This window comes from Burkholderia sp. CCA53 (genome assembly GCF_001685525.1).
GTDB classification, from domain to species: domain Bacteria; phylum Pseudomonadota; class Gammaproteobacteria; order Burkholderiales; family Burkholderiaceae; genus Burkholderia; species Burkholderia multivorans.
Genome location: NZ_BDDJ01000001.1, coordinates 2,111,038 through 2,129,031, shown reverse-complemented (window position 1 = coordinate 2,129,031; position 17,994 = coordinate 2,111,038). Strand labels below are relative to the sequence as shown.

16 protein-coding genes are annotated in these 17,994 nt (G+C 66.8%); 1 reads left to right on the top strand and 15 read right to left on the bottom strand.

Translation table 11 applies throughout. The features are described from left to right. The first annotated feature begins 51 nt into the window (after positions 1 to 51). The gene (gene fdhD / locus BCR55_RS09905; RefSeq protein ID WP_371089351.1) at positions 52 to 882 is read left to right on the top strand and encodes a formate dehydrogenase accessory sulfurtransferase FdhD; all 831 of its coding nucleotides are present in this window, start codon (positions 52 to 54) and stop codon (positions 880 to 882) included. 54 nt (positions 883 to 936) lie between these two features. On the opposite strand, the gene BCR55_RS09900 is transcribed toward fdhD, so the two are convergent. The 15 genes from BCR55_RS09900 to ubiE all read right to left on the bottom strand — a co-directional run bounded on the left by BCR55_RS09900 (position 937) and on the right by ubiE (position 17,990). Further along, positions 937 to 1,704, bottom strand: coding sequence for an enoyl-CoA hydratase (locus tag BCR55_RS09900; protein WP_083211814.1), 768 nt, complete (start codon positions 1,702 to 1,704; stop codon positions 937 to 939). A gap of 91 nt (positions 1,705 to 1,795) precedes the next feature. Further along, a complete protein-coding gene (locus tag BCR55_RS09895) occupies positions 1,796 to 2,995 on the bottom strand; it encodes an acetyl-CoA C-acyltransferase (protein WP_006398314.1) in 1,200 nt (399 codons plus the stop codon). Between the two features lie 26 nt (positions 2,996 to 3,021). Then, the gene (locus tag BCR55_RS09890; protein ID WP_006406564.1) at positions 3,022 to 5,457 is read right to left on the bottom strand and encodes a 3-hydroxyacyl-CoA dehydrogenase/enoyl-CoA hydratase family protein; all 2,436 of its coding nucleotides are present in this window, start codon (positions 5,455 to 5,457) and stop codon (positions 3,022 to 3,024) included. Positions 5,458 to 5,569: 112 nt separating this feature from the next. After that, a complete protein-coding gene (locus BCR55_RS09885) occupies positions 5,570 to 7,357 on the bottom strand; it encodes an acyl-CoA dehydrogenase C-terminal domain-containing protein (RefSeq protein ID WP_006398312.1) in 1,788 nt (595 codons plus the stop codon). 57 nt (positions 7,358 to 7,414) lie between these two features. Next, a complete protein-coding gene (locus BCR55_RS09880) occupies positions 7,415 to 8,014 on the bottom strand; it encodes a TetR/AcrR family transcriptional regulator (protein WP_006398311.1) in 600 nt (199 codons plus the stop codon). A gap of 254 nt (positions 8,015 to 8,268) precedes the next feature. Then, on the bottom strand, positions 8,269 to 9,543 hold the full coding sequence (locus BCR55_RS09875; RefSeq protein WP_065494500.1) for a phosphatidylserine/phosphatidylglycerophosphate/cardiolipin synthase family protein: 1,275 nt from the start codon (positions 9,541 to 9,543) through the stop codon (positions 8,269 to 8,271). Beyond that, positions 9,540 to 10,034 (bottom strand): dihydroneopterin triphosphate diphosphatase, encoded by a 495-nt coding sequence (nudB, locus tag BCR55_RS09870; RefSeq protein WP_035488955.1) that lies wholly within the window; start codon positions 10,032 to 10,034, stop codon positions 9,540 to 9,542. The genes BCR55_RS09875 and nudB overlap by 4 nt, the downstream gene beginning before the upstream one ends. A 166-nt stretch (positions 10,035 to 10,200) precedes the next feature. Then, positions 10,201 to 12,003, bottom strand: coding sequence for an aspartate--tRNA ligase (aspS, locus tag BCR55_RS09865; RefSeq protein WP_006398307.1), 1,803 nt, complete (start codon positions 12,001 to 12,003; stop codon positions 10,201 to 10,203). A 67-nt stretch (positions 12,004 to 12,070) separates the two neighbouring features. After that, positions 12,071 to 12,721 (bottom strand): DUF502 domain-containing protein, encoded by a 651-nt coding sequence (locus BCR55_RS09860; RefSeq protein WP_006398306.1) that lies wholly within the window; start codon positions 12,719 to 12,721, stop codon positions 12,071 to 12,073. Between the two features lie 61 nt (positions 12,722 to 12,782). Next, the gene (locus BCR55_RS09855; protein ID WP_006406567.1) at positions 12,783 to 13,106 is read right to left on the bottom strand and encodes an FmdB family zinc ribbon protein; all 324 of its coding nucleotides are present in this window, start codon (positions 13,104 to 13,106) and stop codon (positions 12,783 to 12,785) included. 95 nt (positions 13,107 to 13,201) lie between these two features. Further along, positions 13,202 to 13,828 carry a methyltransferase domain-containing protein gene (locus BCR55_RS09850; protein ID WP_065494939.1) on the bottom strand — a complete coding sequence of 209 codons (627 nt, stop codon included), beginning with the start codon at positions 13,826 to 13,828 and terminating at the stop codon, positions 13,202 to 13,204. Positions 13,829 to 13,845: 17 nt separating this feature from the next. Continuing rightward, complete coding sequence (gene ubiB, locus BCR55_RS09845) at positions 13,846 to 15,423, bottom strand: ubiquinone biosynthesis regulatory protein kinase UbiB (RefSeq protein WP_006398303.1); 1,578 nt, start codon at positions 15,421 to 15,423, stop codon at positions 13,846 to 13,848. Between the two features lie 12 nt (positions 15,424 to 15,435). Continuing rightward, positions 15,436 to 16,062, bottom strand: a complete 627-nt coding sequence (locus BCR55_RS09840) for an SCP2 domain-containing protein (RefSeq protein WP_053296837.1) — start codon at positions 16,060 to 16,062, stop codon at positions 15,436 to 15,438. Between the two features lie 132 nt (positions 16,063 to 16,194). Beyond that, positions 16,195 to 17,217 (bottom strand): Tim44 domain-containing protein, encoded by a 1,023-nt coding sequence (locus BCR55_RS09835; protein ID WP_065494499.1) that lies wholly within the window; start codon positions 17,215 to 17,217, stop codon positions 16,195 to 16,197. Between the two features lie 41 nt (positions 17,218 to 17,258). Further along, on the bottom strand, positions 17,259 to 17,990 hold the full coding sequence (gene ubiE, locus BCR55_RS09830; protein WP_006398300.1) for a bifunctional demethylmenaquinone methyltransferase/2-methoxy-6-polyprenyl-1,4-benzoquinol methylase UbiE: 732 nt from the start codon (positions 17,988 to 17,990) through the stop codon (positions 17,259 to 17,261). Positions 17,991 to 17,994 lie beyond the last annotated feature (4 nt).

Genomic DNA, 17,994 nt, shown 5'->3' with positions numbered 1-17,994 from the left:
CTGCGCGCGGCCGGCGGCGACGATCGCCGCCGCCGCCTCGAATCAACGGGAGTGCTCGTGAATCCGACCGAAACAGCCGAACCGCGCGGCGCGATCGAACTGTCCGTACGCCGCATGCGCGGTGGCGTCGCCGAAACCGCCCAAGACTACGTCGGCCAGGAATGGCCGGTCGCGCTCGTGTTCAACGGCATCTCGCACGCGGTGATGATGTGCACGCCGCGCGATCTCGAAGCGTTCGCGGTGGGCTTTGCGATGTCGGAAGGGATCGTCGCGCGCGGCAGCGACATCAAGGACATCGACGTGATCCTGCATGCAGACACGCCGCTGCCGCACGCGGAAGTGCACCTCGACGTCGTCCAGCAAGCGTTCGCCGCGCTGAAGGACCGCCGCCGCGCGCTTGCCGGCCGCACCGGCTGCGGCGTCTGCGGCATCGAAAGCATCGATCTGCTCGATCTCGCGCCCGAACGCGTGCCCGACACCGGCTTTCTCGCACGGCTTGCACCCGACGCGCTCGCGCGCGCCGCGCATGCGCTGCCGGCCCACCAGACGCTCACGCAGCTGACCGGCGGCCTGCACGCGGCCGCCTGGTGCGATGCAACAGGCGCGATCCGCATGGCGTTCGAGGATGTCGGCCGTCACAATGCGCTCGACAAGCTGATCGGCTCGCTCGTGCTGTCGCGCGCGGAGCCGACCGACGGCTTCGTGTTCCTGTCGAGCCGCGCGAGTTACGAGCTCGTGCGCAAGGCTGCACGCGTCGGCATCCCGATGGTCGCGACGATCTCCGCGCCCTCGTCGCTCGCGATCGAGATCGCGAAGGCCGCCGGGCTGCGGCTCGTCAGCTTCTGCCGCGAAACCGGCTACGTCGACTACGGCACCGCATGACCGCCGGCGCCGGCCCGGCCGCGGCGCGGTCGCCGGGCCGGCACGCGCGGCGCGTCAGTCGAACTGGCGGAAATCGGGTTTGCGCTTCTCGAAGAATGCCGTCATCGCCTCGCGCGCTTCGGGCGCGCGCAGCATCGCCGAGAAATGGCCGGCCTCTTCGGCCATCCGTGCGGCCACCGTCACGCCGCCCGTATCCTTGAGCAGCGCCTTCGTCACGCGCAGCGACGAGGCCGGCAGCGCCGCGAGCTTCGCGGCCTGCTTCGCGGCGAACGCATCGAGCTCCGCGGCCGGCAGCACGCGATTGACGATGCCGATGCGGTGCGCCTCGAGCGCGTCGAACGGTTCGCCGAGCAGCAGCTTCTCCGCAGCGATCTGATGGCCGGTAAGCCGCGGCAGCAGCATGCTCGACGCGGCCTCGGGACACAGCCCGAGTTGCACGAACGGCAGCGAGAAGGTCGCGGTATCGGCCGCGTAGACGAGATCGCAGTGCAGCAGCATCGTCACGCCGACGCCGACCGCGATGCCCGGCACCGCGGCGACGATCGGCTTGCTCGCGCCGCTGATGCGCGCGAGAAACTGAAACACCGGCGCGTTCTCGTCCTTCGGCGGCGCCTTCAGGAAATCCTCGAGATCGTTACCCGCGCTGAAATTGCCGTCGCTGCCGCGCAGCAGGATAGCGCGGACCGCGCTGTCTTCCTGCGCATCGGTGAGCGCATCGGCCATCGCCTGATACATCGCCGCCGTCAGCGCATTCTTCTTCGCCGGCCGCGCGATCGTGATCGTCAGTACGCCGTCGGCGCGTTCCACTTGAATGTCGGCCACCATCGTCTCCTTTGATTTGCCCCTACCGGAATGAGAAACGGTGCGCGAGCTCGCCGCCCGCGCACCGTCGTCGCGTTTCCTCGGGTCCCGCTTACAGGCGTTCGATGATGCCCGCCGCACCCATGCCGGTGCCGACGCACATCGTGACCATCCCGTACTTCAGGTTGCGGCGGCGCAGCCCGTGCACGACGGTCGCCGCGCGAATCGCGCCGGTCGCGCCGAGCGGGTGGCCGAGCGCGATCGCGCCGCCGAGCGGGTTCACCTTCGACGGATCGAGGCCGAGATCGCGGATCACGGCGAGCGACTGCGCGGCAAATGCCTCGTTCAGCTCGATCCAGTCGAGATCGTCCTGCTTCAGGCCCGCGGCCTTCAGCGCGGCCGGAATCGCTTCCTTCGGGCCGATGCCCATGATTTCCGGCGGCACGCCGCGCACCGCGAAGCTCACGAAGCGCGCGAGCGGCGTCAGGTTGAACTGCTTGAGCACCTTCTCGGAGACGACGAGCAGCGCGCCCGCGCCGTCCGACGTCTGCGAGCTGTTGCCGGCCGTGACCGAGCCCTTGTTCGCGAACACCGCACGCAGCTTCGCGAGGCCTTCGAGCGACGTATCGGCACGCGGGCCTTCGTCGAGCGCGATCTCGCGCGTCTTCACGTCGATCTCGCCGCTCGCGAGATTCGGGAAGCGCTCGGTGATCGTGTACGGCGCGATTTCGTCCGCGAACTCGCCGGCCTGCTGCGCGGCGAGCGCCTTGCGGTGCGACTCGACCGAGAACGCGTCCTGGTCTTCGCGGCTCACCTTCCACTGGTCGGCCACACGTTCGGCCGTCAGACCCATCCCGTACGCGATGCCGATGTCTTCGTTGCGATCGAAGATGTGCGGCGACATCGACGGCTTGTTGCCCATCATCGGCACCATGCTCATCGATTCGCAGCCGCCGGCGAGCAGCGCGTCCGATTCGCCGACGCGAATGCGGTCGGCCGCCATCGCGAGCGCGGTGATGCCCGATGCGCAGAAGCGGTTGACCGTGACGCCGCCGACCGTTTGCGGCAGGCCCGCGAGCAGCGCGCCCATGCGCGCGACGTTCAGGCCCTGCTCCGCTTCCGGAATCGCGCAACCGATGATCGCGTCCTCGATCAGCTTCGTGTCGAAGCCCGGCACCTGTGCGACGGTCGACTTGATCGCGTGCACCAGCAGCTCGTCCGGACGCGTGTTCTTGAAGACGCCGCGCGGGGCCTTGCCGATCGGCGTGCGGCTGGCGGCGACGATGTATGCGTCTTGCAGTTGTTTGCTCATTTGAAACTCCTTGCCTTATCGCTCGCTCAGTTACGCACCGGCTTGCCGGTCTGCAACATGCCCATGATCCGTTCCTGCGTCTTCTGCGTGCCGAGCAGCTCGACGAACGCACGACGCTCGAGCGCCAGCAGCCACTCCTCGTCGACGAGGCTGCCCGCCTCGACGTCGCCGCCGCACACCGCCTCCGCGATGCGGCTCGCGATCAGGAAGTCGTGGTCGCTGATGAAGCGCCCGTCGCGCATGTTCACGAGCTGCGCCTTGATCGTCGCGATGGCCGAGCGGCCCGCGACCGGCACGTCTTTCGCACGCAGCGGCGCACGATAGCCGGTGTCGGCGAGCGCGCGCGCCTCCTTCTTCGCGGTGTCGAGCAGTTCGAACACGTTGAAGACGATCGTGTCGGACGGCTTCACGTAGCCCATCGCGCGCGCATCGTGCGCGGACGACGACACCTTCGCCATCGCCGCGTTCTCGAACGACTTCGTCACGAACTTCAGCAGATCGGTGGTGGCGTTCGCGGCCGCGGCGGCGTCTGCCGCGCGCAGTGCCGCTTCCTTCAGCCCGCCACCGGCCGGCACGAGGCCGACGCCCACTTCGACGAGGCCGATATAGCTCTCGACGTGCACGACGCGCTTCGCGCTATGCAGCATCAGCTCGCACCCGCCGCCGAGCGCGATGCCCGACACGGCCGCGACGACCGGCACGTTCGCGTACTTCACGCGCAGCATGCCTTCCTGGAACTTCTTCACGAACGGCTCGATCCCCTTCGCGCCGCCCATCATGAACGCGGGCATCGCCTCTTCGAGGTTCGCGCCGGCCGAGAAGGGGCCACCCGGCGTGCCGAGCTTCAGCGAGGTCGGCTGCCAGATCACGACGCCCTTGTAGTCCTTCTCGGCGAGCTCGATCGCCTGCACGAGGCCGTCGATCACGCCCGGGCCGATCGTGTTCATCTTCGACTTGAACGAGACGATCACGACGTCGTCCTCGCCCGCGCGATCGTCGACCCACGCACGCACCGAGTCGGTCTCGAACAGCGTCTTGCCGTACGTCTTCGGATCGGCGCCGGCTTCGCCGAGCAGCGGCGCGCGGAACACCTGCTTGCGGTACACCGGCAGATCCGAACGCGGCACGAAGCGCTTCGACGCCGGCGCCCACGAGCCTTCGGCCGTGTGCACGCCGCCCTTCTCCGCGACCGGCCCTTCGAGCACCCATGCGGGCAGCGGCACGTTGGCGAGCGCCTTGCCGGCCGCGATGTCGTCCTGCACCCACTCGGCGACCTGCTTCCAGCCGGCCGCCTGCCAGCCTTCGAACGGGCCTTCGTTCCAGCCGAAGCCCCAGCGGATCGCGAGGTCGACGTCGCGCGCGTTGTCGGCGATCGATTCGAGATGCACGCCGATGTAGTGGAATACGTCGCGGAAGATCGACCAGAGGAACTGCGCATGCGGATGGTTCGTTTCGCGCAACAGCTTCAGCCGCTCGGCCGGCGGACGCTTCAGGATGCGCGCGACGGTTTCGTCGGCCTTCGCGCCCGAATCGACGTAGCTGCCCGTCTTCGCGTCGAGCACCTTGATCGCCTTGCCTTCCTTCTTGTAGAAGCCGGCGCCCGTCTTCTGGCCGAGCGCGCCCTGCTTCACGAGCTCGGCGAGTACGGCCGGCGTCTGGTAAACCGGGAAGAACGGATCGTCGGCGAGGTTGTCCTGCATCGTCTTGATCACGTGCGCCATCGTGTCGAGACCGACCACGTCCGCGGTGCGGAACGTCGCCGACTTCGCGCGACCGAGGCGGCTGCCCGTCAGATCGTCGACTTCGTCGAAACGCAGCCCGAACTTCGCGGCTTCGGTGATCACCGCGAGGATCGAGAAGATGCCGACGCGGTTCGCGATGAAGTTCGGCGTGTCCTTCGCGCGCACGACGCCCTTGCCGACGACGCTCGTCAGGAACGTCTCGAGCTGGTCGAGAATCTCCGGACGCGTATGCGCCGTCGGGATCAGCTCGACGAGGTGCATGTAGCGCGGCGGATTGAAGAAGTGCACGCCGCAGAAGCGTGCCTTCAGTTCGTCCGAAAACCCTTCGGACAGCTTCGTGATCGACAGGCCCGACGTGTTCGTCGCGAAGATCGCGTTCGGGCCGATGTGCGGCGCGACCTTCTTGTAGAGGTCGTGCTTCCAGTCCATCCGCTCGGCGATCGCCTCGATCACGACGTCGCACTCGGCGAGCTTCGCGATGTCGTCGTCGTAGTTCGCGGCTTCGAGGTACTTCGCGTCGTCCTTCACGCCGAACGGCGCGGGCGACAGCTTCTTCAGGTTCTCGATCGCCTTCAGCGCGATCGCGTTTTTCGGGCCTTCCTTGGCCGGCAGGTCGAACAGCAGCACGGGCACGCGCGCGTTGACGAGATGCGCGGCGATCTGCGCGCCCATCACGCCGGCGCCCAGCACGGCTACCTTGCGAATCAGGAAATTGCTCACGGGATGTCTCCGATAGTGTCGTGCAGCGCGAATCGGAACGGCTGCACGGCGAAACGAGTACCAGGAACCGTTGCGGCCGGGCGGCGCAGGTCGCGCGCCGCCCGGCGTCGCGTCAGAACAGCGATTCGTCGACTTCCATCAGCGTCTTCGAACCGGCGCGCGCAGCGCGGATCGTCGCGGCCGTCTCAGGCAGCAGGCGCGCGAAGTAGAAACGTGCCGTCGCCAGCTTCGACTTGTAGAACGGATCTCCGGACGCTTCATTGTCGAGCGCGATGCGCGCCATGCGCGCCCAGAAGTACGAGAACACCAGATGGCCGACCGTGCGCAGGTACGGCACGGCCGCGGCGCCGACTTCGTCCGGGTTCTGCATCGCCTTCATGCCGATTTCCATCGTCAGCTTCTGCACCTTCTCGCCGATATCCGCGAGCGGGTTGACGAATTCGGCCATCTCCGGCTTCACGCCTTCGGCTTCGACGAAGTCCGACACGATCTTGCCGAACTTCTTCAGCTTCGCGCCCATGTCGCCGAGCACCTTGCGGCCGAGCAGGTCGAGCGACTGGATCGAGTTCGTGCCCTCGTAGATCATGTTGATCCGCGCATCGCGCACGTACTGCTCCATGCCCCACTCGGAGATGAAGCCGTGGCCGCCGTAGATCTGCATCGCATGGTTGGTCGACTCGAACGCGTTGTCGGTCAGGAACGCCTTGATGATCGGCGTGAGCAGCGCGACGAGATCGGCCGCTTCCTTGCGCACCGCTTCGTCGGCATGCGACAGCTCCTTGTCGATCTGCAGCGCCGACCAGTACGTGAAGGCGCGCGCGCCTTCGGCATAGGCCTTCTGCGTCAGCAGCATGCGGCGCACGTCCGGATGCACGATGATCGGATCGGCCGGCTTGTCCGGCGCCTTCGGGCCCGTCAGCGAGCGCATCTGCAGGCGCTCCTTCGCATAGGCGAGCGAGTTCTGGTAAGCAACTTCGGTCAGGCCGAGACCCTGCATGCCGACGCCAAGACGCGCGGCGTTCATCATCACGAACATCGCGTTGAGGCCCTTGTTCGGCTCGCCGACCATCCAGCCCTTCGCGTTGTCGAGGTTCATCACGCAGGTCGCGTTGCCGTGGATGCCCATCTTGTGCTCGATCGAGCCGCACTTGATGCCGTTGCGCTCGCCCGGCTCGCCCGATGCATCGGGGATGAACTTCGGGACGATGAACAGCGAGATTCCCTTCGTGCCCTGCGGTGCGTCCGGCAGGCGCGCGAGCACGAGGTGGACGATGTTCGACGCCATGTCGTGCTCGCCGCTCGAGATGAAGATCTTCGTGCCGGTGATCGAGTACGATCCGTCGCCGTTCGGTTCGGCCTTCGTACGCAGGATGCCGAGGTCGGTGCCGCAGTGCGGCTCGGTCAGGCACATCGTGCCGGTCCATTCACCCGACACGAGCTTCGGCAGATAGGCCTTCTGCAGTTCCGGCGAGCCGTGCGCGTGCAGGCATTCGTATGCGCCGTGCGACAGGCCCGGATACATCGTCCATGCCTGGTTCGCCGAGTTCAGCATTTCGTACAGCGCGTTATTCACGAACGCGGGCAGCCCCTGGCCGCCGTACTCGGGGTCGCAGCCGAGCGCCGGCCAGCCGGCCTCGACGTACTGGCGATAGGCTTCCTTGAAGCCGGTCGGCGTCGTCACGACGCCGTCGCCGACGTACTTGCAGCCCTCACGGTCGCCGACCTGGTTCAGCGGGAACAGCACCTCGGCGCAGAACTTGCCCGCCTCTTCGAGGACCTGGTTGATCGTGTCGGCATCGAGATCCGCATGCTTGGGCATCTGCTTGAGCTCGGCCTCGACGTTCAGAAGCTCGTGCAACACGAATTGCATGTCGCGCAGCGGCGCGGCGTACTGTCCCATGACTCTCTCCAAATGTGGGCAAACGGCTCGAGCGCCGGGCGGGCGGATCGCGCGCCGCTAGCGACTCTCGCTCTGATACGAAACGATCGTCTTTTCCAGCGCGGCCCACGTGAGGCGCACCGCGTCCGGCAAATGCAGGAAGCGCGCGTCGTGATGCAGGCCGAGCGTGAAGCTGTACAACTCGAAGAGCATCAGGTCCGGATCGGAATCCGCACGCAGATGACCTTCTTCCTTCGCCTGCGAAATGGCACGCAGCAACGCGGCACGCCAGGCCGTCACGCTCGCGATCAACTGCTCGCGCACGGGGCTGTCCGGCCGGTCGTCGTATTCGACGGCGCCGCTGATGTAGATGCATCCCGTCGTCACCTCCTGGATGCGCTTCTCGATCCAGCGCGCCAGCATCGCCCGCAGACGCGGCAGACCGCGCGGCTCGCGCAGGCTCGGAAAGAACACCTCGTTCTCGAAACGATGGTGATACTCGCGCACGACCTCGACCTGCAGGTCCTCGCGCGATCCGAAGTGCGCAAACACGCCGCTCTTGCTCATCTGCATGCGCTCGGCCAGCAGGCCGATCGTCAGCCCTTCCAGCCCGTCACGGCTGGCAAGATCCAAAGCAGCTTCGAGTATCGCGGCACGCGTCTGTTCGCCTTTTCGCATAGCTTTTTCAGTAACCGTTCGGGGTTCAAATAAAATCGAACGGCCGTACTATTATTGAGTGCGACCGCCCGCGGAAACAAGGAAATTATTAGAAACCGGTGTCTAACCGAGCCGCTATTTTGCGCGATTCCGGCGGCGCCGGAGCGGCTTTTCCGCACGAACGTGCGGACGTTTTGAAATGGTATGCGCCCGTGCACGACGCGTGCTGCGCGGCCGCCCGACGCGGTCCGGCGCCGGCGCCGCGCCGCTCTCGCCTAGTCGTAACCGCCTACCGTCAGCGCCTTCATGACGATCCGGTAGGTCGTATAGGCAAGCCAGCTCAGCAAGCGTTCGCCGAGCGGCCGCGCCGCGTACCAGGCGGGATCGATCTCGCGGCCGTCCGCGAATGCCGCCTCGATCGCATCGCGCAGTTCGTTCGTGACCGCGTCGTAGCGCACGAGCACCACGTTGGCCTCATTGTTCAGCATCAGGCTCAGCGCGTCCAGATTCGACGAGCCGACCGTCGCCCAGTTGTCGTCGATCACCGCCACCTTGCCGTGCAGGATCGTCTTGTCGTATTCGGCGACGCGCACGCCGGCGCGCAGCAGCGCGCGGTAGAGGAACGGTACGGCCGTGTCGAGCGCCGCGAATTCCTTGCGGCCGACCAGAATCCGGACGTCGACGCCGCGCCGGGCGGCGCCCGTCAGCGCGCGGCGCAGCTTGCGGCCCGGCATGAAATACGGATTCGCGAGCCGGATCTGATGGCGCGCGCGGCCGATCGCCGCGAGATACGCCTTCTCGATCGTGCGCCGGTTCACGACGTTGTCGCGCGCGACGAACGCGACGCTCGGCTCGGTCACGACGCGCAGCGCGCCGGCCTTGATCCAGCGGTGGCTGCGAATCCAGCGCCGGAACATCTCGGGGAACGGCTCGCCGCCGTGCAGCCCGGCCGCGTACTGCGCGTACGGCTTGTGGCCGAACTGGATGCGGTGCCACTGCAGCTCGAATGCCGCGCGTACGTCGGCGACGGCCGGCCCCGCGAGCTCGAGCGCGAAGTCCCAGCGCGGATACTGCAGCGGCGCGCCGTTCTGCTCGTAATCGTCGACGATGTTGATGCCGCCGCAGAACGCGGCCGACCGGTCGATTACCGCGAGCTTGCGATGCGTGCGCGAAAAGCCGAAGCGGCCGAACAGATAGCGGTTGTAGATGCAGTGCTCGATGCCGGCCTCGGTCCACGCGTCGAACAGCGGCAGGCGCGCGGTGCCGACGCCGTCGGTGATCACGCGCACGCGCACGCCACGCAGCGCGGCGCGGATCAGCGCGTCGGACACCGGCCGGCCGGCCGCGTCGTCGCAGAAGATGTAGGTTTCGAGCATGACCTGCTCGCGCGCGGCGTCGATGCGGTCGATCAGCGCGCGGAAGAACTCGCCGCCGCCTTCGCACAAGCGCACCGTGTTGCCGGTCGTGAACGCGAGCCGCGACGCGGAGCCGCGCTCCTGCAGGAACATCTGCCGCAACTGCGCGAAGCGCTTGCGGGCTTCCGCATTCATGCGGACGAGCCGTGCGGCAGGTGCACGAGCGACGCGCGCACCGGAAGCTGCAGGATCGCGTCGGCGTTCGACGGCGAGAAGCAGCGCGCCGCCGCGTCGCGATACGGCAGCCACGCATAGTCGACGTGCTCGCGCGGCGACAGCGTGACGTCGACGCGGCGCGGTACGCAAAGCCCGAACCAGTGCTCGGTGTTGCGCGTGACGCCCGGCGCATAGCGGTGCAGGTATTGCGGATAGATGGTGTATTCGATCCGGTGCTGCCAGTCGACGAGCGCGGCGGCCGGCACGTCGGCCGCGCCGATCACGATGCCCGTCTCTTCCGCGACCTCGCGCGCGGCCGTGACGGCGAGCGGCTCGTCGAGCGTGTCCTTCGACCCGGTCACCGATTGCCAGAAATCGGGCTGATCGGCACGTTTGATCACCAGCACGTCGAGTTCGGGCGTGTAGATCACGACGAGAACGGATTCGGGAATTTTCGGCGGCTTCGTCATCTTTGTTTCATACGGCGCGAGGCGGCCGCGCGTCGGCCGAGCATCGTCGCCCGAGCACGCAGCAGGTGCTGCGACTGTACCGCAAAAAACGAAAAAGGCGCACGATGGCGCCTTTTTCTTCAGAGAGCGTGCGCGTGGCCGCACACGCCGCGATGCAGCTCGCGCATTACGACGCCGGCTGCTCCGGCTGACGCAGACGGATGTGCAGTTCGCGCAGCTGACGCTCGTCGACCGGGCTCGGCGCCTGCGTGAGCAGATCCTGCGCACGCTGCGTCTTCGGGAACGCGATCACGTCGCGGATCGAATCGGCGCCGGCCATCATCGTGACGATGCGGTCGAGACCGAACGCGATACCGCCGTGCGGCGGCGCGCCGTATTGCAGCGCGTCCAGCAGGAAGCCGAACTTCGCCTGCGCTTCTTCCGCGCCGATCTTCAGCGCGCGGAACACCTTGCTCTGCACGTCCTCGCGGTGGATACGCACCGAGCCGCCGCCGATTTCCCAGCCGTTCAGCACCATGTCGTATGCCTTCGCGAGGCAGCGGCCCGGATCGCTCTCGAGATACTCGAGGTGCTCGTCCTTCGGGCTCGTGAACGGGTGGTGCGCGGCCACGTAGCGTGCGTCTTCGTCGTCGTATTCGAACATCGGGAAGTCGACGACCCACAGCGGCTTCCAGCCCGCCTCGACGAGGCCGTTCGCCTTGCCGAACTCCGAATGACCGATCTTCAGGCGCAGCGCGCCGAGGCTGTCGTTGACGACCTTCGCGCGATCGGCCGCGAAGAAGATGATGTCACCGTCTTCCGCGCCCGTGCGCTCGAGGATCGCGGCGATCGACGCGTCGTGCAGGTTCTTGACGATCGGGCTCTGCAGGCCGTCGCGCCCCTTCGCCTTCTCGTTGACCTTGATCCACGCGAGACCCTTCGCGCCGTAGATGCGCACGAATTCCGTGTAGCCGTCGATATCGCCGCGCGACAGCTCGGCGCCCTTCGGCACGCGCAGCGCCGCGACGCGGCCGTCCTTCGCGTTGGCCGGCGTGCTGAACACCTTGAAGTCGACGTCCTTCATCGCATCGGTCAGCTCGGTGAACTCGAGCTTCACGCGCAGGTCGGGCTTGTCGGAGCCGAAGCGCGCCATCGCTTCCGAGTACGGCATCACCGGGAATTTCGCATCGAGCTCGACGTCGATCGTCGTCTTGAAGATGTGACGGATCATGTCCTCGAACAGGTCGCGGATCTCCTGCTCGCCAAGGAACGACGTCTCGCAGTCGATCTGCGTGAATTCCGGCTGGCGATCGGCGCGCAGGTCTTCGTCACGGAAGCACTTCGTGATCTGGTAGTAGCGGTCGAAGTTCGCGACCATCAGCAGCTGCTTGAACAGCTGCGGCGACTGCGGCAGCGCGAAGAACTGGCCTGCGTTCACGCGCGACGGCACGAGGTAGTCGCGCGCGCCTTCCGGCGTGCTCTTCGTCAGCATCGGCGTCTCGATGTCGATGAAGCCCTGCTCGTCGAGGTACTTGCGCGCTTCGATCGCGACGCGGTAGCGCAGGCGCAGGTTGTGCTGCATCTGCGGGCGGCGCAGGTCGAGCACGCGGTGCGTGAGGCGCGTCGTTTCCGACAGGTTGTCGTCGTCGAGCTGGAACGGCGGCGTGATCGACGGGTTCAGCACGTTCAGCTCGTGGCAGAGCACCTCGATCTTGCCGCTCTTCAGGCCCGCGTTCACCGTGCCTTCCGGACGGTTGCGCACGAGGCCCTTCACCTGCACGCAGAATTCGTTGCGCACGCCTTCGGCGGTCGCGAACATCTCGGCGCGATCCGGGTCGCACACGACCTGCACCAGGCCTTCACGATCGCGCAGGTCGATGAAGATCACACCGCCGTGATCGCGGCGGCGCTGCACCCAGCCGCACAGCGACACGGTTTGGCCCAGCAGGTGTTCGGTCACGAGACCGCAGTATTCAGTACGCATCGACATGATGTTTGCTTTCGTTCGGTTTGATCAACGGGCGCCGCAACGCGCGGCCCGGGCAATGATTCTTGGCTTACAGCGGCGGCTCGACGGGACGGCGGGCGGGCACCGGAACCGGCGCCGGCGGCGCCACGACCCCCATCGAGACGATGTACTTGAGCGCGGCATCGACCGACATGTCGAGTTCGATGACTTCGCTCTTCGGCAGCATCAGGAAGAAGCCCGACGTCGGGTTCGGCGTCGTTGGCACGTACACGCTCACGTACTCTTCCGTCAGATGGTTGACCACGTCGCCACCGGGCGTGCCGGTCAGAAACGCGATCGTATATGAGCCGCGGCGCGGGTATTCGATCAAGAGCGCCTTGCGGAATGCGTTGCCGCTGCTCGACAGCAGCGTGTCCGACACCTGCTTGACGCTCGTGTAGATCGGCCCGACCACCGGGATGTGCCGCACGACGGCGTTCCACCACGTGACGAGCTTCTGGCCGATGAAGTTCTGCGTCGCGAGCCCGACGACGAACACGAACGCGAGCGTCAGCACCGCGCCGATCCCCGGCAGGTGGAAGCCGAGCATGCGCTCGGGCTGCCACGATTCCGGCAGCAGCAGCAGCGTCTGGTCCATCGTGCCGATGATGAGGCCGAGCACCCACAGCGTAATCGCGAGCGGGACGAGAACCAGCAGGCCGGTCAGAAACACCGATTTCAGGGTCGTCTTTTTCATCATCTGCCGTCAATGAACCGCGCCGGCGGCGCGGAGTGAGCGCGGCCCGGCCGGGCCGCGGCGGTCAACTGCCGGCGGCGGGCGCCGCGGCCGGGGCGGCGGCGCTCGTCGTCGTGCTTTCGGCGGCCGGCGCGGCCGCAGCGGGTGCGGCCGGCGCCGCGTCGCCCGACGACGCGGCCGTCGCCGGCGCGCTGGCGCCGCCCGAGCCGCCGCGAAAATCGGTGACATACCAGCCCGAGCCCTTCAGCTGGAAGCCCGCGGCGGTCACCTGCTTGCGGAAAGCATCCTTCCCGCATTCCGGACACTGCGACAGCGGCGCGTCGCTCATCTTCTGGAGCACGTCCTTCGCGAAACCGCACGCTTCGCATCGATAGGCGTAGATCGGCATGATATTTTTCCCGCAGAAACTGGAAACGGCTTGCAAAACCTTGAATTATAGCCGAAACCCCGGCGCGCTCCGGCAACCGCCGCGACGCATGCGCGTCAGCGGCGGCGCCATGCGAGCCAGCGCTCGTGCCCTTCGAACACCGGCAGCGAATCGCTCACCGGCGCGTCGTCGATCAGCTCGAAATGCGCGCCGAGCAACGCGTCCAGTTCGTCGCGCGTGATGCCGAACGGCGGGCCCTTCCGCTTGTCGGCCACGAAGAAGTAGCCGGCGAGCAATCCTTGCGCGGGCAGCAGCGCGGCCATCGTCGCCGCATAGTCGGCGCGACGCGCGGGCGGCAACGCGCACAGGAACGCGCGCTCGTAGATCCACTGGACGTCGAACGGCGGCCGGTACGCGAAGAAATCGGCCTGCTCGACGACGTCCGCATGCGCGCCGAGCTGCGCCTTCGCAGCGGCCACCGCCTGCGCGGAGAAATCGATCGCGCGCACCGGCCAGCCGGCCTGCGCGAGCCAGCCGGCTTCGCGCGCGCTGCCGCAGCCCGGAATCAGCACCGCGCACGGCGGCCGCGCGCTCGCGAACGCGCGAAAGCCGGCCGGCACGCCGCCGAATTCCCACGGCGTCATCCCGCGCGCGAAACGCTCGTCCCAGAACGATGCGTCGCCCGGATCGCGCGTTTCGAACGAGGCGGCAGCCGGCGCGGCAGCGTGTTTCGGATCGGACATCGCGTCGCTCCTGTCGGTCACGCGCCGTACGCGAGCGCGAGCAGCACGCGGGCGACGAGCGCGCCGACGCCGACCGCGAGACCGAAGATCAGCAGCGCCTGCAGCAGCCGGTTGGTCCGCTTCTGCTCGATCAGGATCTGCCGCATCAGGTCTTCGCTGGCCGCGCGCGGCGCATCGTGCCGGGCCGCGAGCGCGTGGTGAATGAGGCGCGGCAGTTGCGGCATCGTCTTGCTCCACTGCGGCGCTTCGACCTTGAAGCGCTCGTACCAGCCGCGCAGACCGATCTGCTCGGTCATCCAGCGCTCCAGGTAGGGCTTCGCCGTTTTCCACAGATCGAGCTCGGGGTCGAGCGAACGGCCGAGCCCTTCGACGTTCAGCATCGTCTTCTGCAGCAGCACGAGCTGCGGCTGGATTTCGACGTTGAAGCGGCGCGACGTCGAGAACAGCCGCATCAGCACCTGGCCGAGCGAAATGTCCTTCAGCGCGCGGTCGAAATACGGCTCGCAGACAGCGCGGATCGCGCTTTCGAGTTCCTCGACGCGCGTTTCGGGCGGCACCCAGCCGGACTCGAGGTGCAGCGTCGCGACGCGGTGATAGTCGCGCTTGAAGAACGCGAGGAAGTTCTGCGCGAGATAGTTCTTGTCGAAGTCGGACAACGCGCCGACGATCCCGAAGTCGAGCGCGATATAGCGGCCGAACGTGTTCGGATCGAGGCTCACCTGAATGTTGCCGGGATGCATGTCCGCATGGAAGAAGCCGTCGCGGAACACCTGCGTGAAGAAAATCTCGACGCCTTCGCGCGCAAGCTTCTTGATGTCGACGCCCGCCGCGCGCAGCGTCTCGACCTGGCTGATCGGCACGCCCGACATGCGCTCCATCACGAGCACGTGCGACGTCGAGAAATCCCAGAACATTTCCGGCACGAGCAGCAGATCGAGGCCCGCGAAGTTGCGGCGCAGCTGGCTGCCGTTCGCGGCCTCGCGCATCAGGTCGAGCTCGTCGTGCAGATACTTGTCGAATTCGGCCACGACCTCGCGCGGCTTCAGCCGGCGTCCGTCGGCCCACATCCGCTCGGTCCACGTCGCGATATCGCGCATCAGCGCGAGATCGGAATCGATCACGGGCAGCATGTTCGGACGCAGCACCTTGACCGCCACGGCCTTGCCGGCATGCACGCCCTGCTTCAGTTTCGCGAAGTGCACCTGCGCGATCGACGCGCTCGCGACGGGCTCGCGCTCGAATTCGTCGAACAGCTCGTCGACCGGCGCGCCGAGCGACTTCTCGATGATCGCGATCGCGACCGACGAATCGAACGGCGGCACCTGATCCTGCAGTTTCGCGAGCTCGTTCGCGAAGTCGACCGACAGCAGATCGCGCCGCGTCGACAGCACCTGGCCGAACTTCACGAAAATCGGACCGAGGCTTTCGAGCGCATGACGCAGCCGCACGGCGGGCGGATCGGAATAGCGGCGGCCGATCGTCGTGATCCGCAGCAGCAGTTTCACGCGGCGGTCGTCGATCCGGGACAGCATGACCTCGTCGAGCCCGAAGCGGATGACGGTATAGACAATCTTGATGAAACGGAAAATGCGCATGCGCTGCGGCCCTCAGTGCGCGCCGCGCGGGCCGGAACCCGCGCGCGCGCCGATTTTTTGTTCGAGTCGCTCGACCCGCTTCTCCACGCGTGCGAGCGCGTCGCGTGCGCGCGCCAGTTCGGCGTCGAATCCCCCGAGCGACGCGCGCCGGACGACTTGCGGGTTCTCGTCAAGCCAGTACTCGGCGATCGAGTCGAGCACGTTGCGGCCGGTACGGCGCGCGCGCGCGCCGGCGTCGCGCACGATCGTCGCGATCCGGTGCGCCGCGGCGTCGCCGACCAGCTTTGCGAGATCTTCTTCCGGCTCCCAGCGCAGATGCTCGGCGAGCTTGGCGATCTGCGTCGCGAACTCTGCGTCGCCGTCGATCTTCACGTGCTTCATCACGGCCGCCTGGCCGCCCTGAAGAAACGCGGCGACCGTGTCGCCGGCCAGCGCGATCGATACGTCGACCTGTCGCGCATCGTGCTCGTCGACCGCCGACAGATAACCGTCCGGCTGCACGAGCAGCACAAGCGTGACGGGCGGCACGTCGAGACGGGCAGTCTTGCCCGCATAGGGGATCAGGCGATCGCGCGCCCACGATTCGCGTGCGAGCAGGTGATTGACGGCAGCAGCAAAAGGCTTGGCAGCAAAGGTCATCGGCTGGGAAAGAAAAAACCCGCGCAGGCCGGGCGCCCGCGCGGGTTCCTATTGTAACGTCGGATCGTCGGCAGACCGCGCCCGACCGCACGCCTCGGCGGCAAGCGGTCGCAGCGCGACCGCCGCCGGCGCTCAGTGCGCGTTCAGTTGCTGAATGCCCGCGAGCAACCAGCCCTGACCGCCCGACTTCGAGAGGTTCCACACCTCGTCGAACGGCTCGGCCGCGGCGTTCGCCGACTCGCGGATCAGCCCGTGGAAGCGCACGCTTGCCGACTGCTCGATACCGCGATCCTCGAGCGCGACCAGTTCGGCATCGAGCTGCACGACGTCGGTCTGGTTCGGCTCGTTGCCGCGCGAGTCGAGGTCGATCTTGATCTCGGCGAACATCTCGGGCGTCGTGAACTCGCGGATGTCGGCCAGGTTGCCCTGGTCCCACGCGGCCTGCAGCCGCACGAACGAGACCTTCGCGCTGCGCAGGAACGCATCGGTATCGAAGCCGGCCGGCACCTGGACCGGCGCGGCCGCCTCTGCGCCGGCGGCCGGCGCGCCGCCGTTGAACACGCGCTGCGCTTCGTTCGCATAGTTGCTGCCGCTGCCCGAATACTGGCTCGTGCTGCCCGGCTGGAACGACGGGCTCTGCGCGTAGCCGCCCGACGACGACGGCGCGCTGCCGACCGAGTACGCCGGCTCCTGCGGACGACGGCGATTCATGAACTTGCGGACCAGCCAGATGCCGATCATCGCGAGCAGGGCGATCACGATGAGGTTCGACATCATCCCGGCGAACGCCTCGCCGAGGCCGAAGTGCGACAGCAGCGCCGCGATGCCGAGACCGGCCGCGAGGCCGGCGATCGGCCCGAGCCAGCGCGAGCGGTTCGGCTGCGCGGCCGGCGCCGGCGCCGCCGGGTTCGCGCGCTGCGCCTGCGCCGGTGCGGCCTGCTGCATCGGCTGCTGCGCGGGCGGCGTGGCCTGCCGCTGCGTGACGGTGGAGTTCTGGCGCCCGAAGCTGCGCCCGCCGCCCATGCGCTTCGCTTCCGCATCGAGCGATGCGAACGTGCCTGCCGTGAGCAGGCCGACCATCAGCAGCGTGCCGACCCGTCGAGCCCACGGCTTCGACGGCTTGCTACGGTTGAACAACGATCGCGATTCGGACATCAGCTTCTCCAGATGTAAGACAAATGTATGGAAAGAACCCCTTAGTACTTGGTTCCGAGGTGTAAAGCTACCACGCCACCTGACAAATTGTAATATTTGACGGCATCGAGGCCCGCTTGTTCCATCATCGTCTTCAGCGTGTCCTGATCCGGGTGCATCCGGATAGATTCGGCAAGATACCTGTAACTGTCGGCATCTTTCGCGAACTTGTCGCCAAGCCACGGTAATACTTTGAAAGAATACAAATCGTACGCTTTTTTCAGCGGCTCCCACACTTTCGAGAATTCCAGCACCATCACGCGGCCGCCCGGCTTCGCGACGCGGCGCATCTCGGCCAGCGCGACGTCCTTGTGCGTCATGTTGCGCAGCCCGAACGCGACCGTGACGACGTCGAAGTAGTTGTCCGGAAAGGGAATTTTCTCCGCGTCGCAAAGCAGCGACGGCGTCACGATGCCCTTGTCGAGCAGCCGGTCGCGGCCGACGCGCAGCATCGATTCGTTGATGTCCGTGTGCCAGACTTCGCCCGTCGGGCCGGCCGCCTTCGCGAACGCCTTCGTCAGGTCGCCGGTGCCGGCCGCGATGTCGAGCACCTTGTAGCCGGGCCGCACGTTCGCCTGCGCGATCGTGAACGCCTTCCACGCGCGGTGCATGCCGGCCGACATCAGATCGTTCATCAGGTCGTAGTTGTTCGCGACCGAATGGAACACGCCCGCCACTTTCTTCGCTTTATCGGTTTCCTCGACGGTTTCGAAGCCGAAGTGGGTTTTGCTCATCGCG

Bases quoted from the DNA above. Each gene is read 5' to 3' on its own strand.
- BCR55_RS09840 (WP_053296837.1), bottom strand. From the start codon at position 16,062: ATGACCTTTGCTGCCAAGCCTTTTGCTGCTGCCGTCAATCACCTGCTC.
- nudB (WP_035488955.1), bottom strand. From the start codon at position 10,034: ATGACGAAGCCGCCGAAAATTCCCGAATCCGTTCTCGTCGTGATCTAC.
- BCR55_RS09850 (WP_065494939.1), bottom strand. From the start codon at position 13,828: ATGTCCGATCCGAAACACGCTGCCGCGCCGGCTGCCGCCTCGTTCGAA.
- BCR55_RS09875 (WP_065494500.1), bottom strand. From the start codon at position 9,543: ATGAATGCGGAAGCCCGCAAGCGCTTCGCGCAGTTGCGGCAGATGTTC.
- ubiB (WP_006398303.1), bottom strand. From the start codon at position 15,423: ATGCGCATTTTCCGTTTCATCAAGATTGTCTATACCGTCATCCGCTTC.
- BCR55_RS09880 (WP_006398311.1), bottom strand. From the start codon at position 8,014: ATGCGAAAAGGCGAACAGACGCGTGCCGCGATACTCGAAGCTGCTTTG.
- BCR55_RS09835 (WP_065494499.1), bottom strand. From the start codon at position 17,217: ATGTCCGAATCGCGATCGTTGTTCAACCGTAGCAAGCCGTCGAAGCCG.
- BCR55_RS09895 (WP_006398314.1), bottom strand. From the start codon at position 2,995: ATGAGCAAACAACTGCAAGACGCATACATCGTCGCCGCCAGCCGCACG.
- BCR55_RS09855 (WP_006406567.1), bottom strand. From the start codon at position 13,106: ATGCCGATCTACGCCTATCGATGCGAAGCGTGCGGTTTCGCGAAGGAC.
- ubiE (WP_006398300.1), bottom strand. From the start codon at position 17,990: ATGAGCAAAACCCACTTCGGCTTCGAAACCGTCGAGGAAACCGATAAA.
- aspS (WP_006398307.1), bottom strand. From the start codon at position 12,003: ATGTCGATGCGTACTGAATACTGCGGTCTCGTGACCGAACACCTGCTG.
- BCR55_RS09885 (WP_006398312.1), bottom strand. From the start codon at position 7,357: ATGGGACAGTACGCCGCGCCGCTGCGCGACATGCAATTCGTGTTGCAC.
- BCR55_RS09860 (WP_006398306.1), bottom strand. From the start codon at position 12,721: ATGATGAAAAAGACGACCCTGAAATCGGTGTTTCTGACCGGCCTGCTG.